This window comes from Pseudomonas sp. Lz4W, assembly GCF_000346225.2.
Classification (GTDB): domain Bacteria; phylum Pseudomonadota; class Gammaproteobacteria; order Pseudomonadales; family Pseudomonadaceae; genus Aquipseudomonas; species Aquipseudomonas paraversuta.
The window spans coordinates 3,227,008-3,253,316 of record NZ_CP017432.1 but is presented as its reverse complement, the minus strand read 5'-3'; the positions used below and the strand labels follow the sequence as shown (position 1 = coordinate 3,253,316).

The following is a 26,309-nucleotide window of genomic DNA, read 5'->3' as shown; positions in this document are numbered from 1 at the left end:
GGCATTTTGCCTGACCGTAGGGCACAACCTTAACCCTGTCGGGATTTGGCTGTTAGAATCATCGGTCGATTTTGAGGAGTAAGACCGTGATCACTTCCCGCCTGCGCACTCTGCGCGACCATATTCGCTGGGCCGTCAGCCACTTTCATGGGGAAGAGCTGTTCTTTGGTCATGGTACCGACAACGCTTGGGACGAAGCCCGACAGTTGGTGTTGGGGGCATTGAACCTGCCCTGGGAAATCGCTGACAGCTATCTCGACTGCCGCCTCGAGGACGATGAGCTGGTTAATCTGCAGCATCTGCTCAAGCGCCGGATTGAAGAGCGCGTGCCGACGGCTTACCTGCTGGGCGAGGCATGGTTCTGCGGCATGTCGTTTATCGTCGATGAGCGCGTGTTGATTCCGCGCTCGCCGATTGGTGAGCTGATCGAAAAGCGTTTCGAGCCGTGGCTGGGTGCAGAACCGGCGCGGATCCTCGATCTGTGCACCGGCTCGGGCTGCATCGGCATCGCCTGTGCGTATGAGTTCCAGAATGCCGAAGTGGTGCTGGCCGACCTGTCCTACGAAGCACTCGAAGTGGCCAACCAGAACATTGAGCGCCATGGCGTTGATGAGCGGGTATACACGGTTCAGGGCGATGGCTTTGATGGTCTGCCGGGGCAGCGCTTCGATTTGATCGTGTCAAACCCGCCCTATGTCGACGCTGAAGATTTTGCTGACATGCCGGCGGAGTATCAGCACGAACCCGAGCTGGGCCTGGCGTGCGGCGATGACGGGCTGAATCTGGTTCGCCGGATGCTGGCGGAGGCAGGCGATCATCTGACCGACAAGGGTTTGTTGATCGTTGAGGTGGGCAATAGCCAGGTTCACGTCGAGTCGTTGTATCCGGAAGTCGACTTTGCCTGGCTCGAGTTTGAGCGCGGCGGGCATGGCGTATTCATGCTTACGGCCGAGCAATGCCGTGAGCATCAAGCGCTGTTTGCTTCGCGGGTTTAAGCCCTGGATCGGCAGGCGCCTGGCAAGCCAGGCTCCTGCCGTTTTTTAGCGGTGAGTCGCAATCCAGATCAGTAGCGCTGCCTGGAACACCGCAAAGGCAACCAGGCAGGTGATGGTGAAGCGCAAACCGGTATCTTCGCGCTGGTATTTGCTGATCCGTTCTTCTTTTTCCCGCAGTTTCAGTTCTTGTGCCTGCAGATTTTGTTCTGCTTGCTGAAGCATTTGTGCGGCCTCGAGAATCTCCACGAACTGGATTTTTTCGCTGTTCCAGGTGTTGTACAGCTCGCCGGCCTGCACTTTTTCGATCCGCGCCTTACGCTGCAGTGCGTCCTCATAGATCACATCAAAGCCCTGGGTGCGCAGGCAGTGGTCGCGGCGCAGGCGGGTGTCTTCGTTGAGGGCATCGCGGCTGGGCAAGTCGATGCTGTCAAAATGGTAACGCGCCCATTTCTTCTGTACCCACTCAATCCCCTGGGCCATCAGGAAACGACCGATGCCGCGATTCATGGGCTCAACCAGCAAACCGCGCTCGGGGCTGATGCTCACCCGCTGGGTGGCATGGTCGACCCACACCTCAAGCTGGTTCTGTTCTTTGCGTACCTTTTGCCCGGGCAGCAGGATCTCCAGCCGCAACAGGCTGAGGTCTTTGTTGTTGCGCTCGGCATAGCCGAACTGCACAAAGCGCAAAGGCCGCGCGCCGGTGCTGCGGTCAGTCTGCAGGGGGGCCAGGCGCAGCATTTTGAAATGCTCGGGGTGCACATCTGCCCAAGGCCGCACAGGCGTCTCGGGCGTTGCCGGCTCTTCAGGGCCGGCGGGTTGTGATGGGGTGTCGCTCATAACGGCAGAGTCCTGTGCAAGCCCGGTATGTCGACCTGATTTGGGCGGTCGACACTGGCTTATCGGCCGTTAGTGCCAGGACTGGAGGGCTGGGCGGCATTCACTTTAGTGATGAAGCGCACAGTTCGATCACCAAGTTCTCCCGCCACTCGCTGATTGGGGTCGTTGTAGGACTGGATCTGGCGTTTCATGTCCATCGGCACTATGCGCATCACGTGGTTCATGCCGTTGATCAGGGTCAGCACGGCATCCGGCTTGGCCGCCTTGAGCAGGCGTGCATCCTTGACCTCGACCTGGATGTCGTGGGTGCCCTGGATAATCAGGGCCGGCATCTTCAGTGCGGCAAAAGCGGTAGCCGGGTTATAGCGCAGCAGGCTGATCATGTACGGCTGCACACTTGGACGGAAAATCACTTCAAGGTCGGCGGGCACATTGTCATCGGTGCGCCCGGCTTCGAGGGTGCTGATCAGCTCGAAGCTGCGCTTGAGCATGGCCGGTGGCAGGTGATTGCGCTGTAGCTGCTCGCGCAACAACTGGCCGACCGGGCGTCCCGTGCCGGCAATCGAAATTACCCCGGCGGCGCCTATGCGCGGCGCGGCCAGGCTGGCGATCAGCGCACCTTCGCTATGGCCCAGGACAAACACCTTGCCGAAGCGCGGGTCACTTTTGAGCTTTTCGCCCCAGGCCACGGCATCGGTAACGTATTGGTCCAGGCTCAGTTTGCTTTCGTCAGGCCCGGCGGGCTGGCTTTGGGCAATCCCGCGCTTGTCGAAACGCACGCTGGCGATATTGCTCTGGGCAAGGCGCCATGCCAGCTTTTTCAGGCTGTCGTTGCGTCCGCCAATGGTGTTGTTGCCATCGCGGTCGGTGGGGCCGGAGCCGGCAATGATCAGTACCACGGGCACGGGTTTATCGCTCTTTGGCAGCACCAGCGAGCCATAAAGCGTGCCGGAGCCGGTGTCCAGCTCGATGGGCCGCAGCAACACATTAGAAGGGGGGGCCGCCAGGGCCTGGGTGCCAAACAGGGTCAGGGCTAAAAAAAGTATTCGCAGCATCATCACGCCATCATTGTCTAATGTGCCGGTTGGACAAACCCGGATGAGTAAGGTTCGAGGATGAACTACAAGGGCAGCCTGCGTATACTGGCGCGCATAGTTATCGAGGCTGAATTCAATCGGCTGATTTTCGCGGAGCGCCCTGCATGTCCGGCAATACCTTCGGCAAGCTGTTCACTGTCACCACCGCTGGCGAAAGCCATGGCCCGGCGTTGGTCGCCATTGTTGATGGCTGCCCGCCCGGGCTCGAGCTGTCCATTGAAGACTTGCAGCACGATCTGGATCGACGCAAGCCTGGCACCAGCCGTCATACCACCCAGCGCCAGGAGGCCGACGAAGTCGAAATTCTCTCTGGTGTTTTTGAAGGCCGCACTACCGGTTGCGCCATCGGCCTGCTGATCCGCAATACCGACCAGAAGTCCAAGGACTACTCGGCGATCAAGGATCTGTTCCGCCCGTCCCACGCGGACTACACCTATCACCACAAATACGGTGAACGTGATTACCGCGGCGGCGGCCGCAGCTCGGCCCGTGAAACCGCCATGCGCGTGGCGGCGGGTGCGATTGCCAAAAAGTACCTGGCGACCCAGGGCATTGTGATCCGTGGCTACATGAGCCAGCTGGGCCCGATTGAAATCCCGTTCAAGACCTGGGATTCGGTCGAAGAAAACGCATTCTTCAGCCCCGACCCGGACAAAGTGCCCGAGCTCGAGGCCTACATGGACCAGCTGCGTCGCGATCAGGATTCCGTCGGGGCGAAAATTACCGTCGTGGCCGAAGGGGTCATTCCGGGCCTGGGCGAACCGATTTTCGACCGTCTGGATGCAGAACTGGCCCATGCGCTGATGAGCATCAACGCAGTCAAGGGCATTGAAATCGGTGCGGGTTTTGCCAGTGTTGCCCAGCGCGGCACCGAGCATCGCGACGAGATGACGCCCCAGGGTTTCCTCAGCAACAACGCGGGCGGCATTCTGGGCGGTATTTCCAGCGGTCAGCCGATTGTTGCGCATCTGGCGCTCAAGCCGACATCCAGCATCACCACCCCGGGTCGCTCGATTGATGTTGACGGTAACCCGGTGGACGTCATCACCAAGGGCCGCCATGACCCGTGCGTGGGCATCCGTGCCACGCCGATTGCCGAGGCGATGATGGCAATCGTGTTGATGGACCACCTGCTGCGCCATCGCGGGCAGAATGCCGATGTGAGTGTCAGCACGCCTGTGCTGGGCCAGTTGTAATGCAAGGACTGTTGAGCGCCATGGTCTGACGACGGTGGCGCCACTTCCTTACTGGCGATTGTCGGGGTTCTATCTTTTTTACTTCGCTTTGCTCGGTGCAACAGCGCCTTTTCTGGCGCTGTACTTTCATCATCTCGGGTTCTCCAGCGCGCGAATAGGCGAGCTGGTGGCCATTCCGATGCTGATGCGCTGCATAGCCCCTAATCTGTGGGGCTGGCTGGGGGATTACACCGGCAAGCGCCTGTTGATCGTGCGACTGGGGGCGCTCTGTACGCTGCTCAGCTTCAGCTTGATCTTCTTCGGCAAGAGTTACGCCTGGCTGGCGCTGGTCATGGCATTGCACGCGTTCTTCTGGCACGCCGTGCTGCCACAGTTTGAAGTCATCACCTTCGCCCATTTGCGCGAGCAGCCGGAGCGCTACAGCCAGATCCGGTTGTGGGGATCCATTGGTTTTATCCTCGCCGTCGTGCTTCTGGGGCGTTTGTTTGAATGGTTGAGCCTGGACATCTATCCGGCCGCGCTGATCCTGGTCATGGCCGGGATTGTCCTGTTCAGTCTGTGGGTGCCAAACGCCCAACCCTCATACCAGGGGCGAGAGCCGCTGGAAGGGGGCTTTTTGCAGCAGTTGTGCAGCCCCGGGGTGATCGCGTTTTACGTCTGTGTCGCGTTGATGCAGATGAGCCACGGACCGTACTACACCTTTCTCACCCTGCACCTTGAAGCCCTCGGCTATAGCCGGGGTGTGATCGGCTTGCTGTGGGCGTTGGGGGTGGTGGCAGAAGTGCTGATGTTTTTGGCCATGCGCCGCATCCTGCAAAGATTTTCGGTGCGCCGGGTATTAATGTTCAGCTTTCTGTTGGCTGCATTGCGCTGGCTGCTGTTGGGGTCTGTTGCCGAGTACCTGTGGCTGTTGCTGCTGGCGCAATTGCTGCACGCCGCCACCTTCGGCAGTTTTCATGCCTCTGCCATGACGTTCGTGCAGCGCAGCTTCGGTCCGGGCCAGCAGGGGCAAGGGCAGGCGCTGTATGCCACCCTGGCCGGCATTGGCGGCGCGGTCGGTGCGTTGTACGCCGGGTACAGCTGGAGCACGCTGGGCCCGACTATCACCTTTAGTATGGCAAGCGTCGCAGCGTTGGCGGCAGCCGTTATCATTGCCACTCGACTGCAAGAGGACAGGGCACAACCCTGACTTCGCCGTAAATTTGCAGCCTGATTTGAAAGGATGCCTGAGCGGCCTGTAATAGCCGTAAGGGCATGCCTACGCCGAGGAACTACGTCCAATGAGCAGTCTGTCCGTTTATCACGTATCAAGCCCCGAAATGCCGAACAAGGTGCTGACCCACCTTGAAGACATCGCTGCGACTCTGGCCGAGCAGGGTGTGCACTTTGATCGCTGGCAGGCGTGCGCGCCGATCCGGCCGGGTGCCAGCCAGGAAGAAGTAATCGATGCCAACCGTGAGCAGATTGACCACTTGATGACCGAGGGCGGTTATATCGCGGTTGATGTGATCAGCCTCGATCGAGATCACCCGCAAAAAGCCGAGTTGCGCGCCAGGTTTCTGGACGAGCATCACTACGGGGAAGATGAAGTGCGTTTCCTGGTGGCAGGGCGCGGGCTGTTCAGCTTGCATATGGGGGATTATGTTTACGCGGTACTGTGCGAGAAAAATGACCTGATCTCAGTCCCTGCGGGCACTGCCCACTGGTTTGACATGGGCGAGCATCCGCATTTTGTTGCCATCCGCCTGTTCAGCAATCCTGAAGCCCTGGTGATGAGTTACACCGGCCAGGACATTGCCGGCCGCTTCCCGGGTTTCGAAGACTAAGGGCGCGCCTGCCCAAGGAGCTTGGGCAAAGTCGACCCAGATGGACAAAAGCCAGCAGCCGCGTTGATAGCGGCTGCTGGCTTTTTAGTATTTCGGGTTTATGCCGCGTTATTACCGGGAGTGGTAGGTCGGCAGGGCAAAACGGTGCTGGCTTTGCAGCATCGAAATCGTCGGCAGTTCACTGGCTGTGCCGGCCAGGTCGCGGCGAATCGCGCTGATCACCCAGGTCAGTTGTTCTGCGGTGTGCAATTGCGCATAGGAAATTGAGCGTTGTGTCTGTTTGCCATCGCTGTCGCACAGGGTCAACAACACGCCGCCATCCGGGCGGGGTTTGACAGTAACGCTGTGGTTAGAGAACAACGATGCGAATTTTTCTTGGATCAGGCTCATGTGATTCAGCTCCATTGGCTCATGACTGGCTTGCATGGAGTAGGTATTGCAGTGATTGTGCCACTATTTATTTTTTAAAATATCCTTATAAATCAACAGCTTGTAATTTCAGGCCAAGCTGGTAGTCGTGCAATCTGCATGACTGGCCATCGTGCATCCTGCATTTTGCCCATTTTGTCCGGGTTATTTTCCCGTTGGATGGAATTATTCCAGTCGATTGATTGTCGCTATGGCGCACTTGAGCAAAAAAGGGATGACACGCAGGGCCGGTCTCAGGAAACTGGATTTCTTTGTAACGAACGTGGAGCTTCATATGTCAGACGACAAGCCAGCAGATCAAAATCGGCAGATGACCCCGGAAGAGGCTGCGGAGTTTGCCGAGCAGGTGTTCAACAAGGCGCGCGAAGGTGATGCGGCGATGCTGGCGGCCTTGCTGAGCAAGGGCTTGCCGCCCAATCTGCGCAATCACAAGGGCGATACCCTGTTGATGCTCGCCAGCTATCACGGGCACGTTGAAGCGGTGAAGGTTCTGCTCGAGCATAAAGCCGATCCCGAGATCCGCAACGATAACGGTCAGAGCCCGATTGCAGGCGCAGCATTCAAAGGCGACCTGGAGATGGTCAAAGCGCTGGTGGAGGGGGGCGCTCAGGTTGAAGGCGCTTCGTTCGATGGCCGTACTGCGCTGATGATGGCTGCGATGTTCAATCGCGTCGCTATCATCGACTACCTGATCAGCAAAGGGGCTGATCCGCAGGCCAAGGATGCCAATGGCATTACTGCACTGGATGCCGCCAAAACCATGGGCGCCACAGATGCCGTGGCTCAGCTCGAGAAACTGGCGGGTTGATTTCGGACCCCGGGGGGCGCATTTGATATATCCTGCGCGCCCTCAATTTTCCTCGTGACAGGCCTCGCCCATGAAAACCACTCTCGTTGAACTCATCAGCAAAATCAGCTCCGGGTGCATGGACGACGACGATATCGCCACCATCGCCACAGAAGCCGCCCAGGCTTACGCAGACCCGGTGGCATTTCTGGCAGCCAACCCGGATATCAATTACGACGACAGCTTCCCGATTGCCCTGGGTGAGTGGGTCGTGATCGGGAGCCTGCCAGACACCGTCCTGTTTCAGGCCGATACCTATATGGAGCTGTTTGCACAGATCGTGGCGTCGTTTGGTCCGGGTGTCGCATTCAACATCAAACCCAAGCAACTGGCTAAAACAGAGGCGCTGACGGCCCTCAACCGCATTCAGATCCAGATGGGGAGCATGAATCCGGATAAGGGCGGATACGTGCTGATGAACCTGAGCCAGCCGATGGATGACGAGATTCAGGTGGTGCTGGTTTTCGGCAATGACGTGCCTCGCGTTCTGGAGCTGTGCGCCGAAGCCGGGATTAGTGCTGCACCTTCGCTGGAAGCCTTGAAAGTAGCGGTTCACGTCTGACAGGCCCGGTCCATGCAATAAAAACCGGAACCCTGGCCACAGCTGACTATCCTATGTGAACAGTTACTCACTCAGGAGCGTCATCATGGGGTCCACGTTCAACGGTCTGATTGGCCTGATTATTCTGGCTCTGGATATTTGGGCCATCATCAATGTGATCAAAAGCGGTGCAGGAACCGGGGCGAAAATCATCTGGGTATTGCTGATTATCTTCCTGCCGGTGCTGGGTCTGATCATTTGGGCCATCGCCGGGCCACGGGGCAATGTCCGAGTTTGAGCCATCATCAGCGGGCTGCGACGGGTTTGTCGTGGCGGTCCGCTGAGTTTGTCTGCGTCAGGGTTCGACCTGACACCCTCCCCGAAGTAGAATGCGCGTCTTTGTTGGGCAGTTGAACGGGTGTGCAGCAATAGCGCCGCCGGGTTTGTCTGTCGATCATGGGCGGGTGACCGTCTGTTGCCCAAAACCAAAGAAAAATCCGATGCGATCATTCCGGGCTTCACCGATCTTCTCGGTCCGGGTGACCTGATGTTCTGCGAAAACTTCTTTCAGGCATGCCTGAAGTCCATGTATGAGCTTTCGTTTTGCCGCCTATGTTTTACAGGCAGTGAACATGCCGGGTAATGATCGGGTATCTTCCGGGATCTGTTGATGTTTGGTTGTGGGCTGCATCGCTAGCACACTGCAATGCCAGCAGAACCTTGAGCGAGAGGGGCCGAAAGGCCCTTTCTTATGTTTCAAAATGTGCTCTACACGGAATTTTCACGATCTATTCAAGACAATCCGCCAGCAAAATTTCGGCTTGACTACTTTTTCAACTTGAACAAATGGGTTCTTAAACGACATGGCAAACCCGGACGCCCCAAAACAACAGCACGCTGCTACGCGTGTGTTGCAACCGACGGTCAAATCGCATCTGGCGTTTACGCTGCTGTGTGCCTTGATCATGATGCTGATGTTCACCCTGCTACGGGTTGCTCTGCTGGTTTATAACCGGGAAATGATCCTCGATACCCCGGCTTCGACCTTCCTCGAAGCATTCGCCAACGGTCTGCGATTTGACCTGCGAATTGTGGTGTATCTCAGCATTCCTCTACTGTTGGCGATTCTCAGTGTCAAAGCCATGACCATGCGCGCAGTGATGCGCTTGTGGCTGACAGCTGCTTGCAGCCTGGCGCTGTTTTTGGGCCTGATGGAGATGGACTTCTACCGCGAGTTCCACCAGCGCCTTAACGGTCTGGTTTTCCAGTACGTCAAGGAAGACCCTAAAACCGTCATGAGCATGCTCTGGTACGGTTTCCCGGTGGTGCGCTACTTGTTGGCCTGGGCCGTTGGTACGCTGATTCTGTACTTCGCATTTCGTGGTGCCGATCGCCTGACCCGTTCGCGGACTACCGCAGCCGTTGCCGGTACCGCCCGCGCCGTGGCGCCGTGGTATGGCCGTGTCGCGGTGTTTGTGGTGGTACTGCTGGTGTGTGTGGTTGCTGCTCGCGGCACCTTGCGCCAGGGTCCTCCTCTACGTTGGGGCGATGCCTACACAACAGACTCCAACTTCGCTAACCAGCTGGGTCTTAACGGCTCCCTGTCGCTGATTGCCGCTGCCAAAAGCCGCTTTTCCGACGAGCGCAGCAATATCTGGAAGGCCACCCTGGAAGATCCGGTAGCCCAACAGACAGTGCGCGATATGCTGCTGACCGAGAACGACAAGCTGGTCGATCCGGACACTGCGCCTGTACGCCGCGATACCACGCCACCTGCGGAAAAAACCCTGCCGATCAAGAACGTTGTCGTGATCCTGATGGAAAGCTTCGCCGGTCACTCGGTGGGTGCGCTGGGTCGTCCGGGCAATGTCACGCCGTATTTTGACAACCTGTCGAAAGAAGGCCTGTTGTTTGAGCGCTTCTTCTCCAACGGTACCCATACCCACCAGGGTATGTTCGCAACCATGGCCTGTTTCCCGAACCTGCCGGGTTTTGAATACCTGATGCAAACCCCGGAAGGCAGCCACAAGCTGTCCGGCCTGCCGGAACTGCTCAGTGCACGCAAGTTTGACGACGTCTATGTCTACAACGGTGATTTTGCCTGGGACAACCAGTCGGGTTTCTTCAGTAATCAGGGGATGACCACTTTCGTTGGTCGTAACGATTACGTTGATCCGGTGTTCTCCGATCCTACGTGGGGCGTGTCCGATCAGGACATGTTCAACCGTGGTCTGGAAGAGCTGAAGAAGCGTGAAGGCAAAGAACCGTTCTATGCCTTGCTGCAGACCCTGTCCAACCACACGCCGTATGCACTGCCGACCCCGTTGCCGGTTGAACCGGTCACTGACCGTGGATCGCTCAATGAGCATTTGACGGCCATGCGTTACTCGGACTGGGCATTGGGTCAGTTCTTCGAAAAAGCGCGTAAAGAACCGTATTTCAAGGAAACCCTGTTTGTGGTGGTGGGTGACCACGGCTTCGGTAACGAGCAGCAAATTTCCGAGATGGACCTGGGGCGCTTTAACGTTCCATTGCTGTTGATCGGGCCTGGCATCCAGGAAAAATTTGGCGCGCGCAATGACACCGTGGGGACACAGGTTGATATCGTGCCGACCATCATGGGGCGTCTGGGCGGTGAGTTCCGTCAGCAATGCTGGGGCCGTGACCTGCTCACCCTGCCTGAAGGCGACAAGGGTACAGGCGTGATCAAGCCGTCCGGCAGTGACCAGACAGTGGCAGTCATCAGCGGCGACCACTTGCTGGTTCAGCCCAAGGATATGCCGGCCAAGGTTTGGCAGTACAAGCTGGGCGCCAATCCTGAAGCCAAGGTGGTTACCGATTCGCCGGATGAGGCCGAGCTTAAAAAGAAACTCGAATCCTTCCTGCAAACAGCCACCAAAAGCTTGATGGATAACACTGCGGGTGTAGAAGATCCGAAGTAAGTAACCGCGCAATAAAAAAGAGGCCTCAGGGCCTCTTTTTTATTGCGCGCGGGTTGTGCTCTGGGTGTGTTCTAGATCTTGCCGAGTAACAGCAAAATCAACAGTACAACCAGAACCACGCCGATGATGCCTGACGGCCCGTAGCCCCAGCTTTTCGAGTGCGGGAATACAGGCAATCCGCCTACTAACAGCAGAATCAGGATGATGAGTAGAATTGTGGTCATGATCATTTCCTTATTGATGTTTTCTGCCAATTTGCAGGTTCTTCAGGGCACTGTTTGACGAACGAGGATAGGCAGTGCTTATAAAGTCCGACTGGTGATGCCGGCGGAAAATTCAACTTTTATTAATCCCCACCCAAACCCCTCCAGCCTTGATCGGCCACGGGCTGACGCGTAGGGTTGCGCGCTGCGCATTTGGAGAGTTCTCGCATGCTTAACTACGTTTGGTTTTTTTTCGCGGCCTTGTTTGAGATTGCTGGCTGCTATGGGTTCTGGATGTGGTTGCGCCAGGGCAAGAGTGCCTGGTGGGTGGTGCCGGCAGTTCTGAGCCTGGTGGTGTTTGCCCTGCTCTTGACCAAGGTCGAGGCGGTCTATGCCGGGCGGGCCTATGCGGCCTATGGCGGGATCTACATCGTGACGTCCATTGCCTGGCTGGCAGTGGTGGAGCGCATTCGGCCGCTGGGTTCAGACTGGCTGGGGCTAGGGCTGTGTGTAATAGGCGCGACCATTATTTTGTTGGGGCCGCGCTTCTCCAGTCCTTGATCAGGGGGGCAGTTGTGCTTAATCAAAGAACTCTTTTGGCACGGCATGCTTGGGCATCAGCTGACACTGCTGGCTCTCAAGGTCAAAGAAGATAACGGCCTGGCCTTTGCTCAGGGCATGGCGGACTCGCAGCACACGTGTTTCCTGCGGCGTGTCATCACCGTTGTCGGTTCCTTCACGGCTGACGAAGTCTTCAATCAGGCGGGTGAGGGTGTCAGGTTCAAGCTGGTCGTATGGAATAAGCATAAGGCAGTCTCGTAAACAGTGCGCGCGATGCTACTGGCCGCAAGCCTGTGCGGCCAGCATATTTGCAGGTATTAGCGTTGCTGGATGCCCTTGCCTGTAAGGCGGTTGCGGTCATGGGGGCGGGTGAAGTCCAGCGCCGGGCCTTTCGGGATAATACCTGTGGGATTGATTGTGCGGTGACTGGCGTAATAGTGTCCCTTGATGTGGGTGAAATCCACGGTTTGCGCAATGCCAGGCCACTGGTATAGCTCACGCAGCCAGTTGGACAAATTCGGATAATCGGCAATACGTCGTTCATTGCACTTGAAGTGGCTGTAATACACCGCATCAAATCGAATCAGTGAGGTAAACAGGCGTACGTCTGCCTCAGTTAAATACTCACCGGCCAGATAGCGATGGTCTGTCAGATGGGTTTCCAGCTGTTCGAGCTCGCGGAAAATCTCATCGAATGCCTGTTCGTAAGCCGATTGGGAAGTGGCAAATCCGGCCCGGTATACGCCGTTGTTTATGGCCGGGTAAATCCTTTCATTCCAGTTATCGACCTGGGTGGCCAGCGACGGCGGATATAAGTCCAGAGGGTTGCCCGTCAGGTCGTCAAATGCAGTGTTAAACATGCGAATGATGTCGGCCGATTCGTTGCTGACGATACATTGTTGCTGTTTGTCCCAGAGCAAGGGGACGGTGACGCGGCCGGTGTAATCGGGTGTGTCCAGAATGTAGCGCTGATACAAAAAATCCAGGTGGTCGAGAGGGTCACCGCTGGAGCCAAATGCCTTGTCAAAGGTCCAGCCGTTTTCCAGCATCAACCAGCTGACCACTGACACGTCTATCAGCGACTCCAGGCCTTTGAGTTGGCGGGTGATCAGGGTGCGGTGGGCCCAGGGGCAGGCCAGAGAGACGTACAGGTGGTAGCGGCCCGCCTGGGCCGCAAAGCCACGGTTGCCCGTCGGGCCAGGCGAGCCGTCCCGGGTCACCCAGTTGCGGCGCTGGGCCTGCTCGCGCTGAAACGCCCCGTCCTTGCTGCTTTCGTACCACTGGTCATGCCAGTGCCCTTCGATCAACAGGCCCATGTGAGGCTCCTTGGCTATTTTGCATTGGAGTTCAGTCTAAAGGGCTGAGTTCGAACAAAAAGCGCAAAACATGGGCGCCAAGTATCGATTAAATCGATTTGTTGCGGTTGTCCCAGTAGCGCTGAGCCAGTTCGAAGGCTTGCTCGCGGGGCGTACCCAGCCCGCGCAAGGCCAGGGCCATGGTCGATAGCAACGCCAGCTGCGGATAGCTGTCCTCGACCTCTCCACGCCATAAAGCCTTGAGGTGTTGTGGCTCCAGGGTTGCCGGTTTGACGTGGCGCTGCGCAGACAACGCCGGCCATTCTTCGTCCCAGCTCACACCTTGGGTGGTGCCGTACAGATGGCTCAGGCTGTCAGGGTTGACTTCGATTTCGCCGCCATCGCCCTTGACCACGATGCTGGTGTCTCCCAGCAAGCCGCTGGCGTCGCGATGCACACTTTGATAGCCCGGATGGAAAATGCTCTGCAGGCCGCAACGTGCACCCAGGGGGTTGAGAATGCGTGCCAGCGAGTGAATTGGCGAGCGCAAGCCCAGGGTATTGCGCAGATCGATCATGCGTTGCAACTGTGGCGCCCAGTCCTGCAGCGGCATAAATGCCAGATTGCCCTGGTCCAGGGCGACTTCAACGCTTTGCCAGTTGCGACACAGTGGTATGGCCAGTTCATCCAGCAGCTGTTCGCTGTATAGACGGCCTGCCGTATGGGCGCCGCCGCCATGCATAAAGATGCGTATGCCGTTTTGCGACAGGCATTTGGCTGCCAGCAAATACCAGGGTAAATGGCGTTTCTTGCCCGCATACGTTGGCCAGTCAAGATCGACGTGGATCCCGGGGGCTGTCAGGCGCTCGCGCACCGCTTCGGTGAAACCGGCCAGTTCTTCAGGGCTTTCTTCCTTGTGCCGCAGCAACATCAGGAAGGCGCCCAGTTGCGTGTCCTCGGCCTTCTCATCCAGCAGCATGCCCATCGCTTCGCGGGCTTCTTCGCGGGTCAGGTTGCGGGCGCCGCGCTTGCCTTTACCCAGAATCCGGACAAATTGTGCAAAAGGGTGCTCGGCGGGTGTTTCCAGGGTCAGCGGTGCAGGGATGTTCATAGACAATTGGTCGGCTTTGGCAGGCCCGCCAGCTTGGCGGCGAGTTTGGCAGGAGTGCCATTGAACAGGCGATTGAGATGCAGGCTGTTGCCTTTCTCTGTCCCCAGCTTGAGTGCGGTGTATTTGATCAGCGGCCGGGTAGCGGGAGACAGCTGGAACTCCTGATAAAAGTCGCGCAGCAGTTGAAGAATTTCCCAGTGCTCGGGGCTGAGCTCAATACCCGCCTGTGCGGCCAGTGCCTGAGCGACGTCTGCCGACCAATCGTTGAGGTCGAGCAGATAACCGTCTTTATCCAGCGGGATGTTTTTACCATCGAGGGTGAGCACATTCATAGCCAGCTGTTGACCTTGTCATACTGAATAGACAGATCGACGAAGGCCGGGTAGTCAATCGCTACCGCCCACTGCGGGCACTCGATATTGCGTGCCTGCAGATCTTCTTCGAGGGCAAAGACAGTCTTGTCTTCAAGTGTGCTGCTCTGCTGCTGCAGGGCATAGACCGCATCGCCACAGAGTAGCAAGGCATCACCGCGCCCCAGAATGCGTAAGCAGCTATCCAGGCGCGTGTCTGAAAAGGGCGAGTGACTCAGAACGTGTAAGGTCGACATCAGAGAGTTATCACTTGGTCATAACGGTCAATAAGTGTGCGTATGTCTTCTGCCGACAGCGGCTCGACGTCATCGACTGCAAGTCCGGCAGGCGAGATGCCGCGTACGGACAAACTGTGGCCGCAAGCGAACAGGTCCTCAACGCCGAACAGGGACAAAGCTTGCAGATTGGCCGTCAGGTTTTTTTGCTGGACGGCGGCGGCTTTCTGCTCGGGTATAAGCTGAAATACACCGTCATCCATAAACAGCAGACCGATCGGCAAATCGAACGCTCCGCCTGCCAGCACGATATCCAGCGCTTCTTTCGCGTTGATGCCGGACCAGGGAGACTGACGGCTAATAATCAAAAGCGACTTAGGCATCTCAAGGCCCTCCGAAGCAGATCAGTCGATCGGCCGATTGAATTGCATCATGCAACTGTCCCAGACCAGACAATTCCCACGGCGCTTGCAAATTGACCGCCGGGCGTTGATATCGCGCAGCTTCGTCGTTATTCAGCACACCGCGGCGCAAGGCTGCTGCAATACACACCACGCCATCGAGTTGATTGTTGCTGACGAAGGTTGACCATTGCTGTGCGAGGTCTTGTTCATCTTGAGGTGTCACGATATTGCTCGAAGCGCTGTGGACGCCGTCCTGATAGAAAAACAACCGGACAATCTCGTGGCCGCCCGCCAATGCCGCCTCGGCAAAGCGCAGGGCTCGGCGAGAGGAGGGCGCATGGGCTGCTGAATAAAGGGCAATGGCAAATTTCATGGTGGGCTCTGTCGGCAAATCTGACGCAATGATAAAGCCAGACGCCTAAAGATGCTTGCTACAGGCAATAAAAAGCCCGCCGAAGCGGGCTTTTGTACAGCGGTCGTCAATCAGTCGTCGCGGCTCATGATGCCGAAGATTTGCAGCAGGCTGATGAACAGGTTGTAGATCGATACATACAGGCTAATGGTCGCCATGATGTAGTTACGCTCGCCGCCCTGAATGATGGCGCTGGTCTGGAACAGAATGCAGACCGAAGAAAACAGCACGAAACCGGCGCTGATAGCCAGTTGCAGGCCGCTGATCTGGAAGAAGAAGCTCGCCAGCGTTGCGCCCAGCAGAACAAAGAAGCCTGCAGTGATGAAACCACCCAGGAAGCTCATGTCCTTGCGAGTAATCAGCACATAGGCCGACAGACCGCCGAAAACCAGAGCCGTCATGGCGAATGCGGAGCTAACGACCTCAGCGCCGCCCTGCATGCCCAGGTAGCGGTTGAGAATCGGGCCCAGCAGGAAGCCCATAAAGCCGGTCAGGGCAAAAGCAGAGACTAGGCCCCATGCCGAGTCACGCAGCTTGTTGGTCAAGAAAAACAGGCCGTAAAAGCCGATCAGGACCACGAAAATGTTTGGGTAACCGACACGCATCTGCTGAGATACGTAGGCCATTACACCGCTGAAAGCCAGTGTCAGGGCCAGTAAACCGTAAGTGTTGCGCAGGACACGGCTAACCTCTAGCTGTTCGGCCTGCACGTTGCTATTAACTGGGTAATCCTGTTCGCGCATGGCGATACTCCTGTGTCCGGAAATGTTAAGTTGCAAAGATCATAGCAGAGGCTCTGAAACAAGGGATCAAGAGAGTTTGACAACGTGTTTCATTCAGGTATTATGGCGCCCGCAACAACGTTAGGAGGTGTGGCCGAGTGGTTTAAGGCAACGGTCTTGAAAACCGTCGACTGTAACAGGTCCATGAGTTCGAATCCCATCGCCTCCGCCATATTGCTACACCGCAGAGCCCGCCTTTTGGCGGGCTTTGTCGTTTCTGGGGTTTGGGAAACCTCTGCGCAGACTCTCTTCTTTGCCGCATTTTCTTGCTGCCTGGAAGGACCTTTCCTTTTTATGTGCTGTAAGCAACCGAGCAGGGCGTTGATGGCCATAAAGGCTTTACTTTGGCCAGTGGCTTCGGCGAGGTGGGTGAGGGCGTGAGTCATTTGGCCATGCATGCGCGCAGACATAGTAGGCATGGGGTCCCGGTGTAGTGATGTGTAATACAACACACTACACCGGGTGCAGCGGGGTGACTTGCTATCGAGTCGGCTTCGCTTGTCGCGGTTTTGTGCAGTTGCCTGCGGGGCTGGCCTCTCTGTGTGCCAGGTTGATCCTCGGGTGTTTAGATTGCCGCGTAGGCAAGGGCTGCAAGGTTCTGTGCGCGTGGATCAATCATCATGTGCCCACCTGAAGTCGTTGTCACAAAGCTGAAACTGATCTCGCGATCAGCATCTGCGAAGGCAATTGGACCGCCAAGCCCTATATGGCCAAAGGTGTTGGGCCCCATGCAGTGTGATGCATCCGGATCGGCCGTTTGTTCCATCATGCAACCCAGGCCATAGCGCATTGGCCGCTTCCAGATGCGATCCATGCCGTTGCTTTGCTCTTTGGTGAATTCGTTCAGCATGTCTGTGCCGATGAATTGCCCGGCCAGTAATGCGCTGTAAAAACCGGCCAAACCAGCTGCCGTACTATGTGAGCACGCACCGGGCTGCTTGAAGGCCCACCATTTTGGATCAGATGAACGCTTGGGAGATATTCCCGGATTGGTAAAGGCAAGGGTCGAAATGTCTTCCGAATGAGTGGTAACTACTGTTCGCAAGTTCTTCGAGTAAGGGTCACCTATGCGTCCCTTGGCCGCGTCATAATGGCCAATGCGGTAATAATCTTGTTGCTCCACGCCCAGATGAACCTCCAGGCCATGGGGCTGTGTGATTTCTTCATGGATAAAGGTGCAGGGGTTGCGGCCGTCAGTTCGCCGGATCAGCTCGCCGATGATCCAGCCATAGGTTGTGGTTCCATATCCCAGCTCGGTACCTGGTTGCCACCATATAGGCTCGGCAGCCAGAACATTCACCATATGCTCCCAGTCATACATCGTCGGGTTGCGGTTGGGGAGCCTTAACGCTGGAATCCCGGAGGTATGACTCATCACATGGCGCAAGGTGATTTTATCTTTACCGCCCTGGGCAAATTCAGGCCAGTAATGAGCCACCGGGATATCTAATTCCAGTTTACCTTTTTCGACCAGCATCAATGCCGCCACTGCAGCGAATGGTTTGACCGTGCAAAATGTATTGATCAACGTATCTTTAAGCCAAGGTTTATTACCTTCACGATCTGATGAGCCTGCCCATAAATCCACGACCGTTTCATTGCCAATTTTTACGCAGAGTCCTCCCCCTCGTTCCTGCGGATCATTAAAGATATTTTCAAAAGCATGCTTGACGCTTTCAAATTGATTCGCACATATCCCTTCAGCTTCCATGCTTCACACTCCATGTGTTTAAAGTTGTGCCATCGTTTAAATCGTAAATACCCTTGTTCTAAAAGGGCCGTGCACAGGTTCAAGCGTCCGGTTGAGTCAGGTTGTAACGGTTTGAGCGTTTGTAAGTGCCGAAGTCATTGAAGCGAACACCGGCTTGCGCTAATACCTTGTGGGCGAAGGGTGCTGTCATTTGACGGATATAGAAGGGGTCTTTAACCACGAAGTGATGAATGCAGTGAGTGCTGCCGAAGTTGAAGCAGAACAACTGGAATGGCCATAGCCACCAATGATTCATGACTTGAGTTTGCTGCAAGGGATTGCGCGGCATCACATCGCCGTAATAATGGATATTTGAACTGACAAAGAATAGACAGAACTGACGTATTATATTTGGCGCGACGATGATAACCACGGCGCTGTTGATCACGCTCATCAGTATCGATGTGGTGGGCGATGGCTGATAGGCAAAACCCATTAATGAGCTTGTCCATGTATAGAAGTGATACCCCAGGAACACATACCAGCAGCCCCAGTACAACAGTCCCATGGGGGCATTCAAGCGCAGCACCTTGACGGTCAATCTGACCTTTTCCCGCCAGGTAGGCGCAAACAGGGCATTTACAATGCCAAAGACAAATCCATCGATGAGTTTCAGGAGCCGCTTGGCGCCCCACTTGCTGCCGCTGGTGGTAATCCATGCTTCAACATCGGTGTCTGTGCCCGACTCTTTATGGTGGTGAAAGTGCAGCTCTCGCCTTAACCAGGGGCTCGGCATTCCCGGGCGGGTTATCCAGCACAGCAACATCATCAAGTTGTGTGCAATGGGCTGCTTTCTGAAATACAAGCGATGAATCAAGTCGTGTTCAAGTTCATGTATGAAGGAGGTTAATAAAGCATTGATCACAATACACAGCCATGCGGGTATTATGCCTTTGATGTACAGCGTGCCAGAGAGGATCATGCCAGCGATAGACAGTGTCATCACGCTAGCGCCTATAACATTTTGATACCCGAGCAGGGGGTATTTTTTACGCAGTTCGTTACTGTGTTGGGTGATTTTCTGAGTGACCTCATTGATTGAATCTTGCTCTGTTTTTGATAACGGACTGGTCGAGGTTTTATATAAGGCATTCATCACTTCATCCTTTGAAGACGATGGGTCGGGTTAGCGTCTCTAGAGAAGCACATATATTTTACAGAGCAAAGTTTTCGGTTTTTTTAAGTGTCTAATCTGACGAGTGGATATATAGAATGTTGTATTGTCCGACAATCAACTTGTCTCTGTGGCTTGGTGAATGATGTGGGTCAAAGCTGGCACTCGTTGTTTCCCTGTGGCCGTCTCCTGTTTGGTTAAAAATCGGCGGTACTCAGGTAAATCCGGGGGCAGCTGTGGTGGCGACGGTGAATTTTCCAACCCCCGGCTCCACCTGTTTATCCAGGGTCCAGTGAAAAAGTTATGAGCTTACAACCAGACTTATATAACGATTTATCAAGCTTTATAGCGTCCTGGTTCTAGCGGATGATTCGCATATCTTTATATTAAATTGTGATTAGTCAGTGCTGCTTTTATGCCTTTATGATCTGGCCAACAACGGTTCATAAGGCAGGAGTGGTTTGATGACTATTCAAATAAAACCCGTCGCAGGTCGAATTGGTGCACAACTGGACGGCATAAAACTGGGCGGTGATATCAGTGAACAAGCGTTCGAGTTTATTAATGAAGCACTGTTGAAATACAAAGTGTTGTTCTTTCGCGATCAGCATCTCGATGATGCCGGGCACGAAGCATTTTCCCGACGTTTTGGTAATCAAGTACCGCACCCGACCGTGCGTTCGGCCGAGCAAAGCACTGCCATCCTGCACCTGGATGCCAAGGAAACCCGGGCCAACTCCTGGCACACCGATGTGACGTTCGTGGCCAATTACCCGAAGATTTCCATCCTGCGCGGTGTGGTCATCCCGCCTTATGGCGGCGACACCGTATGGGCCAATACGGCAACGGCCTATGCCGATCTGCCGGAACCTTTAAAACTGCTGGCCGATGGTTTGCGCGCCTTGCACACCAATCTTTATGACTACGCCGCACCGCGTAATACCGATGAATCGGGGCTCAAGCGTTATCGCGAACAGTTCACCGCCGAAGTTTACGAGACTGAACATCCTCTGGTTCGCGTACACCCGGAGTCGGGCGAGAGAAGTTTGTTGTTGGGGCACTTCGTTAAGCAGATTCAAGGGGTCAGCAGCAATGATTCAAAACAGCTGATCCGTCTGTTTCACGACCGTATTACCCATGTCGACAACACCGTCCGCTGGCGCTGGCAGGAAGGTGATGTGGTGATCTGGGACAACCGCGCCACCCAGCATATTGCGATCAACGATTACGGCGATGCGCAGCGCATTGTGCGCCGTACCACCATTGACGGTGATGTGCCGTTTGGCGTCGACGGACGCTTGAGCCAGGCACTCAAACCCACCCCCGAAACCCGCTCGCCGCAAACCGAAGCCGACAAAAAACACCTCGCCGCCTGACAGACCAATCCTCATCGATCCAAGGAAGACCTCCACATGGCTACATTTAAAGTGTTTCGCAAAGGGCGTATTGCGGCCGCGCTGGCGGTGCTGCTGGTTGCGCCATTGGCCGAGGCCGATGTGTTGCGCATTGGCGTCGCCGCCGCCGGAGGTGGTGACCCGGTTACGTTCAGTGGTTCGTCCCTGGGCATTGTGCGCAATCAGCAACTTCTGGAAAAAGCCTTCGCCGGCAGCGGCACCGAGGTGCAGTGGTTCTTCTTTAAAGGGGCAGGGCCGGCAGTCAATGAAGCCTTGTCCAACCAGCAGCTGGATTTCGCCTACCAGGGCGACCTGCCTGCAGTCGTAGGCCGCTCCAACGGGCTGGACACCAGATTGCTGGCGGCACTGGGGGTGCGCTCGAACATTTACCTGGCGGTGCCCAAGGGCTCTGACATCAAAAGCATCGATGACCTCAAAGGCAAAAAAGTAGCGGTGTTTCGCGGTACCAACGGGCACCTGGTGTCGATCAACCTGCTGGCCGAGCGTGGCCTGACCGAGCGCGACATCAAGGTGATCAACCTCGACACTGGCAGCACCCAGGCGGCCCTGGTCTCCAATGGCGTGGACGCAGCCTTTGGTGGACGCGAGTTGTTCAAGCTGCGGGATAAAGGCCTGATCGACATTATCTATGACAACCCTTCGCAGGATGTGCGCTACACCCGCCAGACGGCGCTGGTGGTGCGTAGCGATTATGAAAAGGAACACCCGCAGAACGTGCAGAAAGTCGTCGACACCCTGGTGGATGCGGCGAAATGGAGTTCGGACGAGGGGCATGCCGAGCAGGTCTTCGCCGAGTGGGCCAAGAGCAATGACCCGGTGGAGTCATTGCGCGCCGACTTTGCCGGAAGCAGCCTGCGGGACAAAGTCTCGCCTCTGGTGGACAACTTCCTGATAGGCCGCTATCAGGCCGTGGCTGATCAAGCCAAGGCAGAAAAATTGATCCGTCGTCCGGTGACTGTCGAGGGCTGGTTCGCCCCCGGTTATTTGCAGGCGGCTCTCAAAAGCAGGGGCCTTGAACACTACTGGACCCCCTACGGCCCGGATGGCAAGCAGCCCGCCGCTGATGCGGTAGCGGTCGCGACCAGCAAGCAAGGGAGCTAGCACATGGCCAGGGCACAGACCGCCAGACCGGAGCCGTACTCGGCTCCGGCGTTACCCAGGGACAACGTCAAGCGCTTGCCGCCGGCGCCGATTCGGCCCGTGCGCAAGGTCGAGATACCGCGTACTTCTCAGGGGTTCGCCAGGCTGCGTCGTTACACCGAGCCCTGGCTGTTGCCGCTGGTCTTGCTGGGCCTGTGGTATTTGGGCGTCGAGCGCGGCTGGCTATCGGAGCAGGTGCTGCCGCCCCCGGCCTACGTGTATCAAACCCTGTCGGACCTGATCACTTCCGGTGATCTGTGGATCAATGCCCTGGCCAGCATGCAACGAGTAGTCCTGGGGTTCGCATTGGGCGCCTCGATCGGTGTGGTATTGGGGGCTGCCATGGGTCTCTCGCGCACCGTCGAGGATTACCTGCTGCCTACCTTCAATGCGCTGGTTCAGATCCCGGTGTTGGCCTGGCTGCCGTTTGCCTTGTTGGTGTTCGGTATCGGCGAACCCCTTAAGTACGTGCTGATTGCCAAGGCGGCGACAGTGCCGATCACCCTGTGCACCTTGCAAGCGTTTCATCAGGCGCCCAAGGGGCTGCTGGAAGTTGGCCGGGCCTATGGTTTCAGTCGCTGGCAAAGCGTGGTCGGGATTGTCTTGCCGGCGGCGGTCCCGACGCTGTTCACCGGGTTGCGTCTGGGCTTCACCAAGGCCTGGTTGTCGCTGGTGGTAGTGGAGCTGGTTGCCTCCAGTGAGGGCTTGGGTTACCTGATCGTGTATGGCCGTCAGTTGTTTCAACTGGATCTGGTAATGGCGGCCGTGGTGGTCGTGGGGGCAGTCGGCCTGTTGATCGATCGCGGGTTTGATTATGTGGAGCGCCGCCTCAATCGCGGTCGCCCCGGGACAGCGGGGGCACTGTCATGAGCGCCGTGATTGCAGTGAGTCCGGGCAGTCGTCGCTATCGTGGCTGGGTGTTACCGATTGCCGCCATCGCAATCTGGTGGCTGGCATCCCATCAGGGCTGGAGCCAGTCGGGGCTGTTGGTGTCACCGGAGAAAGTCGCAGTCACGGCCTGGGAGCAAATTACCTCGGACAAATTCTGGCGCGCCATATGCGCCAGCCTGACGCGTAATCTCAGTGGCTTTTTTATCGGCACCAGCCTGGGTCTGGTGCTGGGATGCCTGCTGGGGCTGTCACGGCATTTCGAGCGTTTGGTCGGGCCCAGTTTCAACACCTTCAAACAGATTTCGCTGTTCGCCTGGATCCCGCTGATCTCGGTGTGGTTCGGCCTGGGTGATGTGGCGAAAGTGGCCTTTCTGTCACTGGCAGCGCTGGTGCCGGTGGTGGTCAATACCTGCGATGGCTTGCGCAGTGTGCCGCCTAATTTGCTGGAGGTGGCGCGGGTATACGGCTTTAGCCGCTGGCAAACCATCATCGGGGTCATGTTGCCGGCCGCATTGCCGTCGATCTTTACCGGGCTGTACCTGGCGCTGGTGTACTCCTGGCTGGCCACCATCGGTGCCGAATACCTGCTGGTTTCGGGGGAGGGGATCGGCAATACGCTGATTGATGGTAGCGAGCATTTCATGATGGACCTGGTGTTGTTCGCCATGGTGGTGATTGGCCTGGTGGGCTGGAGCCTCAATGCACTGGCACGGGTATGTGAGCGGCGCATGCAGCGTCTGTATGGCATCGCCCCTCGTTGATTAACACTTTCAGAAGGACTGCAGCATGCTCAACAACGGCCTGACCCTGGAAAACATCAGCAAGCGTTTTGCCTCCCGCCCGGGCAGCACGACCCAGCTGCAAGTACTGGACAACATTCAGCTCGACATCGCCCCCGGCGAATTCATCAGCATTGTCGGCGCCAGCGGCTGCGGCAAGTCCACGTTGTTGCGCCTGATTCTGGGGCTCGATGAGGAATATGACGGGCGGATCCTGATCAATGGCAAGCCCATCGCCGGCACGGGGCTGGAGCGCGGCATCGTGTTTCAGGATCACCGCCTGTTCCCGTGGCTCAACGTGGAGCAGAACGTCGCGGTAGGTCTGAAGAACTCGGTGCTGAGCAGCGCTGAAAAACGCGACACCGTGCGTGAGCACATCGAACTGGTGGGCCTGCAGGATTTTATCGACGCTTACCCGCATCAGATCTCCGGAGGTATGGCGCAACGGGTGGCGATTGCCCGCGGGCTGGTCAATCGCCCCAGCGTGTTGCTGCTTGATGAACCACTGGGAGCCCTGGATGCCTTGACCCGCGCGCGTCTGCAGGGCGAGCTGCAAAATATTTGGGCCAAGGAAAAAATCACCATGATCCTGGTAACCCACGATGTGGATGAGGCGGTTTTCCTGGGGGATCGGGTTGTGGTGATGCAACCGAACCCGGGCCGCATCCGCCGTATTCTCGATGTCGACCTGCCACGCCCGCGCAACCGCAGCGACAGCCGTTTCATTGCCCTGCGCGACGATGTACTGAGTGATTTCGCTGAACTGCACTGATCTTTTTACTGCGCCGCGGGTTGCTGCCTGACGCCGCGCGCGGGCCCATGTTTGTCAGGTTTATTCTCTTCAGGGAGCGGAAAATGTCCGAACGCCAGCTCAGCCTCAATCTGTTTATCTACCCCAATGGCCATCACGAAGCCGCCTGGCGCCACCCGCAATCGGTGCCGGAACACTCGATGGATATCGGCTATTACCAGCAGCTGGCGTTACGCGCTGAACGGGAAAAGCTCGATGCGATTTTCTTTGCCGATTCACCCTCACTTTCCGAAAGCGGGCGGGAGGGCCTGCGTATCCGGTTCGAGCCCATCACCTGGCTGGCGGCCATTGCCGCAGTCACCCGGCGCATCGGCCTGATTGCCACGGCCAGTACCACCTACAGCGAACCCTACAATCTGGCCCGAGCGTTCAGCGCCCTGGACCACATCAGCAACGGCCGCGCCGGCTGGAACATCGTGACCACTTCCATGGCCGACGCTGCCGCCAATTTCGGCCTTGACCAGCATCCATCGGCCCATGATCGCTACGCCCAGGCCGAAGAGTTCGTGCAGGTGACGGCCGACTTGTGGGACAGCTGGGAAGACGACGCGCTGGTGCTGGACAAGACGGCCGGGGTGTTTGCCGATACCAGCAAGGTGCATGCGATCAACCATGTGGGCACCCATTACAAGGTCAAGGGGCCCTTCAACTCGCCGCGCTCGCCACAGGGCCGGCCGGTGCAGGTGCAGGCGGGCTCTTCCGAGGACGGCCGCGACTTTGCTTCTCGCCATGCCGAAGCGATTTTCACCGCGCACCAGACGCTGCACAGTGCGACCGAGTTCGCCAACGACATCCGTGCCCGGGCCAGGGCGGTGGGGCGCGACCCGCGGCAGCTGAAAATCCTGCCGGGCATCAGCCCGTACATAGCCAGCAGCGAAGCTGAAGCCCAGCGCAAATTCGATGAGCTCAATGAGCTGGTACTGCCGCATATCTCTCTGGGTCAGTTGCGCCGCATGCTGGGGGTCGACCTGTCCGGGCATGACCTGGACGCGCCGTTTCCGCGGCACCTGATCAACTTCGACAGCCGTGAAAGTCAGTCCAGTCGCTTCAAGCTGATCATCGACATTGTTGATCGCGAGCACCTGACACTGCGCCAGTTGATCAATCGCCTGGCCGGTGCGCGAGGGCACTGGGTCCCGGTAGGCACGCCGGTGCAGATTGCTGACCTGATAGAACAGTGGTTTCGCAGTGGCGCCGCCGACGGTTTCAACGTGATGCCTCCGGCGTTCCCGGACGGGTTTGAGGTGTTCCTTGATGAAGTGCTGCCGATCCTGCGCCAGCGCGGCCTGTTCCGCTCCGAATACGCGGGCAGTACCTTGCGCGATCACTACGGCCTGAACCGCCCGGCTTCGCGCTTTACGCTGAAAACTGCCTGAACAACGGGGCCTTATCTAGCGAATTTTTTCGCCGCAATCACACACAGGATCACCGCGCCGGTCACGGCGAACATGCCGATGCTGACGGTCTCATGCAGTAGGGTAGCGGCCAGGGCCAAGCCAAAAAAAGGCTGCAACAGCTGAAGCTGGCCCACGGCCGCAATGCCTCCCTGGGCCAGTCCGCGGTACCAGAATACGAAGCCGATCAGCATGCTGAACAACGAGATGTAAGCCAGGCCCAGCCAGGCTGGCGGGTTGATGTTGGCGAACGAAGAGGGCGCACAGTAAACCGCCAGGCTTGCCATCACCGGCAGCGACAGCACCAGGGCCCAGCAAATCACCTGCCAGCCGCCCAGGGTTCTGGACAGCTTTGCACCTTCTGCATAGCCCAGGCCGCAAATGATCACGGCCAGGAACATCAGAATGTCGCCTGTGGCAGAGGCGGTCAGACCCTGTGACAGGGCAAACGTCACCACCAGCGCGCTGCCCAGGATTGAAAACAGCCAGAACGCCGGCCGTGGACGTTCGCCGCCGCGCAACACGCCGAAGGCTGCAGTCGCCAGGGGCAAAAGGCCGAGAAACACAATCGAGTGAGCAGAAGTGACATGCTGCAGCGCCAGGGCGGTCAGCAGTGGAAAGCCCACCACAACCCCGATGGCCACGATCAGCAAGGACAAAAGCTGGCTTCGCTGAGGGCGCTTTGCCTTCAACAACAGCAGCATGCACAGGGCAATGACCCCGGCGATGGTGGCGCGGGCCAGGGTCAGGAAAACCGGATCAAATTCCAGCACCGCCACCTTGGTTGCCGGTAGCGAGCCGCTGAAAATAACCACGCCGATAAACCCGTTGAGCCAGCCGCTCAGGTTTTGCGAGGTTGCCGGATTTTGCAGGTTGGAGGTTCGTTCCATCGAGTTTCACACTCAAGGCTGATCGCGGGATTGCATAAAGTGCATCCTAGGGTCGAATATT

General features: G+C 57.1%; 30 protein-coding genes and 1 tRNA gene. 16 read left to right on the top strand and 15 right to left on the bottom strand.

From position 1 onward, the window contains the following. Positions 1-86 precede the first annotated feature (86 nt). Positions 87-995: a 50S ribosomal protein L3 N(5)-glutamine methyltransferase gene (prmB, locus tag B195_RS14760; RefSeq protein WP_003442023.1), complete on the top strand. Its 909-nt coding sequence runs from the start codon at positions 87-89 to the stop codon at positions 993-995. A gap of 45 nt (positions 996-1,040) precedes the next feature. On the opposite strand, the gene B195_RS14755 is transcribed toward prmB, so the two are convergent. Together B195_RS14755 and B195_RS14750 are read right to left on the bottom strand one after the other, a co-directional pair. Continuing rightward, on the bottom strand, positions 1,041-1,832 hold the full coding sequence (locus tag B195_RS14755; RefSeq protein ID WP_003442026.1) for a hypothetical protein: 792 nt from the start codon (positions 1,830-1,832) through the stop codon (positions 1,041-1,043). Between the two features lie 59 nt (positions 1,833-1,891). Further along, positions 1,892-2,890 (bottom strand): alpha/beta hydrolase, encoded by a 999-nt coding sequence (locus tag B195_RS14750; RefSeq protein WP_003442029.1) that lies wholly within the window; start codon positions 2,888-2,890, stop codon positions 1,892-1,894. 143 nt (positions 2,891-3,033) lie between these two features. Here B195_RS14750 and aroC point away from each other — a divergent pair, with 143 nt between their 5' ends. The 3 genes from aroC (at position 3,034) to B195_RS14735 (ending at position 5,951) form a co-directional block, all read left to right on the top strand. Further along, positions 3,034-4,125 carry a chorismate synthase gene (aroC, locus tag B195_RS14745; RefSeq protein WP_003442032.1) on the top strand — a complete coding sequence of 364 codons (1,092 nt, stop codon included), beginning with the start codon at positions 3,034-3,036 and terminating at the stop codon, positions 4,123-4,125. A 34-nt stretch (positions 4,126-4,159) separates the two neighbouring features. After that, positions 4,160-5,314: an MFS transporter gene (locus B195_RS14740; RefSeq protein ID WP_003442033.1), complete on the top strand. Its 1,155-nt coding sequence runs from the start codon at positions 4,160-4,162 to the stop codon at positions 5,312-5,314. A gap of 91 nt (positions 5,315-5,405) precedes the next feature. Further along, on the top strand, positions 5,406-5,951 hold the full coding sequence (locus B195_RS14735; RefSeq protein ID WP_003442034.1) for an acireductone dioxygenase: 546 nt from the start codon (positions 5,406-5,408) through the stop codon (positions 5,949-5,951). Between the two features lie 111 nt (positions 5,952-6,062). Here the strand turns inward: B195_RS14735 and B195_RS14730 are convergent, their stop codons facing one another. After that, positions 6,063-6,341, bottom strand: coding sequence for a DUF3509 domain-containing protein (locus B195_RS14730; RefSeq protein ID WP_003442035.1), 279 nt, complete (start codon positions 6,339-6,341; stop codon positions 6,063-6,065). 313 nt (positions 6,342-6,654) lie between these two features. Between B195_RS14730 and B195_RS14725 the strand changes: the two genes are divergently transcribed. The 4 genes from B195_RS14725 (at position 6,655) to B195_RS14710 (ending at position 10,710) form a co-directional block, all read left to right on the top strand. Further along, positions 6,655-7,188: an ankyrin repeat domain-containing protein gene (locus B195_RS14725; RefSeq protein WP_003442036.1), complete on the top strand. Its 534-nt coding sequence runs from the start codon at positions 6,655-6,657 to the stop codon at positions 7,186-7,188. Between the two features lie 70 nt (positions 7,189-7,258). After that, the gene (locus tag B195_RS14720) at positions 7,259-7,789 is read left to right on the top strand and encodes a hypothetical protein (RefSeq protein WP_003442037.1); all 531 of its coding nucleotides are present in this window, start codon (positions 7,259-7,261) and stop codon (positions 7,787-7,789) included. Between the two features lie 85 nt (positions 7,790-7,874). Beyond that, positions 7,875-8,066, top strand: a complete 192-nt coding sequence (locus tag B195_RS14715; RefSeq protein ID WP_003442042.1) for a PLDc N-terminal domain-containing protein — start codon at positions 7,875-7,877, stop codon at positions 8,064-8,066. Between the two features lie 565 nt (positions 8,067-8,631). Further along, on the top strand, positions 8,632-10,710 hold the full coding sequence (locus B195_RS14710; protein WP_003442044.1) for an LTA synthase family protein: 2,079 nt from the start codon (positions 8,632-8,634) through the stop codon (positions 10,708-10,710). Positions 10,711-10,781: 71 nt separating this feature from the next. Here B195_RS14710 and B195_RS14705 read toward each other — a convergent pair whose 3' ends face one another. Beyond that, the gene (locus tag B195_RS14705) at positions 10,782-10,940 is read right to left on the bottom strand and encodes a DUF3309 family protein (protein ID WP_177412975.1); all 159 of its coding nucleotides are present in this window, start codon (positions 10,938-10,940) and stop codon (positions 10,782-10,784) included. Positions 10,941-11,141: 201 nt separating this feature from the next. On the opposite strand from B195_RS14705, the gene B195_RS14700 reads away from it, so the two are divergent. After that, positions 11,142-11,474, top strand: a complete 333-nt coding sequence (locus B195_RS14700) for a YnfA family protein (RefSeq protein ID WP_003442048.1) — start codon at positions 11,142-11,144, stop codon at positions 11,472-11,474. An 18-nt stretch (positions 11,475-11,492) separates the two neighbouring features. Here B195_RS14700 and B195_RS14695 read toward each other — a convergent pair whose 3' ends face one another. From B195_RS14695 to B195_RS14660, 8 genes are all read right to left on the bottom strand, one after another. Continuing rightward, entirely contained in the window at positions 11,493-11,720 is a 228-nt protein-coding gene (locus B195_RS14695) for a YheU family protein (RefSeq protein ID WP_003442050.1), read from the bottom strand. A gap of 71 nt (positions 11,721-11,791) precedes the next feature. Beyond that, positions 11,792-12,790, bottom strand: coding sequence for a glutathione S-transferase family protein (locus tag B195_RS14690; RefSeq protein WP_003442052.1), 999 nt, complete (start codon positions 12,788-12,790; stop codon positions 11,792-11,794). 88 nt (positions 12,791-12,878) lie between these two features. Then, entirely contained in the window at positions 12,879-13,880 is a 1,002-nt protein-coding gene (locus B195_RS14685) for a glycosyl transferase family protein (protein WP_003442054.1), read from the bottom strand. Next, positions 13,877-14,212 (bottom strand): TusE/DsrC/DsvC family sulfur relay protein, encoded by a 336-nt coding sequence (locus B195_RS14680; protein ID WP_003442057.1) that lies wholly within the window; start codon positions 14,210-14,212, stop codon positions 13,877-13,879. The genes B195_RS14685 and B195_RS14680 overlap by 4 nt, the downstream gene beginning before the upstream one ends. Beyond that, positions 14,209-14,487 (bottom strand): sulfurtransferase complex subunit TusB, encoded by a 279-nt coding sequence (tusB, locus tag B195_RS14675; protein ID WP_003442058.1) that lies wholly within the window; start codon positions 14,485-14,487, stop codon positions 14,209-14,211. Before tusB ends, B195_RS14680 begins: the two co-directional genes overlap by 4 nt. Further along, positions 14,487-14,849: a sulfurtransferase complex subunit TusC gene (gene tusC / locus B195_RS14670; protein ID WP_003442059.1), complete on the bottom strand. Its 363-nt coding sequence runs from the start codon at positions 14,847-14,849 to the stop codon at positions 14,487-14,489. The genes tusB and tusC overlap by 1 nt, the downstream gene beginning before the upstream one ends. Before the next feature lies 1 nt (position 14,850). Next, entirely contained in the window at positions 14,851-15,243 is a 393-nt protein-coding gene (gene tusD, locus B195_RS14665; RefSeq protein WP_003442060.1) for a sulfurtransferase complex subunit TusD, read from the bottom strand. A gap of 110 nt (positions 15,244-15,353) precedes the next feature. After that, positions 15,354-16,025 carry a Bax inhibitor-1/YccA family protein gene (locus tag B195_RS14660; protein ID WP_003442061.1) on the bottom strand — a complete coding sequence of 224 codons (672 nt, stop codon included), beginning with the start codon at positions 16,023-16,025 and terminating at the stop codon, positions 15,354-15,356. Positions 16,026-16,148: 123 nt separating this feature from the next. Between B195_RS14660 and B195_RS14655 the strand changes: the two genes are divergently transcribed. Then, positions 16,149-16,236 (top strand) — tRNA-Ser (locus B195_RS14655). Between the two features lie 393 nt (positions 16,237-16,629). Here B195_RS14655 and B195_RS14650 read toward each other — a convergent pair. After that, entirely contained in the window at positions 16,630-17,775 is a 1,146-nt protein-coding gene (locus B195_RS14650) for an EstA family serine hydrolase (protein ID WP_003442062.1), read from the bottom strand. Between the two features lie 79 nt (positions 17,776-17,854). After that, positions 17,855-18,910 carry a fatty acid desaturase gene (locus tag B195_RS14645; protein WP_003442063.1) on the bottom strand — a complete coding sequence of 352 codons (1,056 nt, stop codon included), beginning with the start codon at positions 18,908-18,910 and terminating at the stop codon, positions 17,855-17,857. A gap of 482 nt (positions 18,911-19,392) precedes the next feature. Between B195_RS14645 and B195_RS14640 the strand changes: the two genes are divergently transcribed. The 6 genes from B195_RS14640 (at position 19,393) to B195_RS14615 (ending at position 25,340) form a co-directional block, all read left to right on the top strand. After that, positions 19,393-20,304 carry a TauD/TfdA family dioxygenase gene (locus B195_RS14640; RefSeq protein ID WP_003442065.1) on the top strand — a complete coding sequence of 304 codons (912 nt, stop codon included), beginning with the start codon at positions 19,393-19,395 and terminating at the stop codon, positions 20,302-20,304. Between the two features lie 36 nt (positions 20,305-20,340). Then, positions 20,341-21,444, top strand: a complete 1,104-nt coding sequence (locus B195_RS14635; protein ID WP_003442067.1) for an ABC transporter substrate-binding protein — start codon at positions 20,341-20,343, stop codon at positions 21,442-21,444. A 3-nt stretch (positions 21,445-21,447) separates the two neighbouring features. Beyond that, complete coding sequence (locus B195_RS14630) at positions 21,448-22,353, top strand: ABC transporter permease (protein WP_003442069.1); 906 nt, start codon at positions 21,448-21,450, stop codon at positions 22,351-22,353. Beyond that, positions 22,350-23,135, top strand: a complete 786-nt coding sequence (locus tag B195_RS14625; RefSeq protein WP_003442072.1) for an ABC transporter permease — start codon at positions 22,350-22,352, stop codon at positions 23,133-23,135. Before B195_RS14630 ends, B195_RS14625 begins: the two co-directional genes overlap by 4 nt. Positions 23,136-23,160: 25 nt before the next feature. After that, the gene (locus tag B195_RS14620; protein ID WP_003442075.1) at positions 23,161-23,925 is read left to right on the top strand and encodes an ABC transporter ATP-binding protein; all 765 of its coding nucleotides are present in this window, start codon (positions 23,161-23,163) and stop codon (positions 23,923-23,925) included. Between the two features lie 83 nt (positions 23,926-24,008). Beyond that, the gene (locus B195_RS14615; protein ID WP_003442076.1) at positions 24,009-25,340 is read left to right on the top strand and encodes an LLM class flavin-dependent oxidoreductase; all 1,332 of its coding nucleotides are present in this window, start codon (positions 24,009-24,011) and stop codon (positions 25,338-25,340) included. A gap of 11 nt (positions 25,341-25,351) precedes the next feature. On the opposite strand, the gene B195_RS14610 is transcribed toward B195_RS14615, so the two are convergent. Beyond that, on the bottom strand, positions 25,352-26,248 hold the full coding sequence (locus B195_RS14610) for a DMT family transporter (RefSeq protein WP_003442077.1): 897 nt from the start codon (positions 26,246-26,248) through the stop codon (positions 25,352-25,354). Between the last annotated feature and the right edge of the window lie 61 nt (positions 26,249-26,309).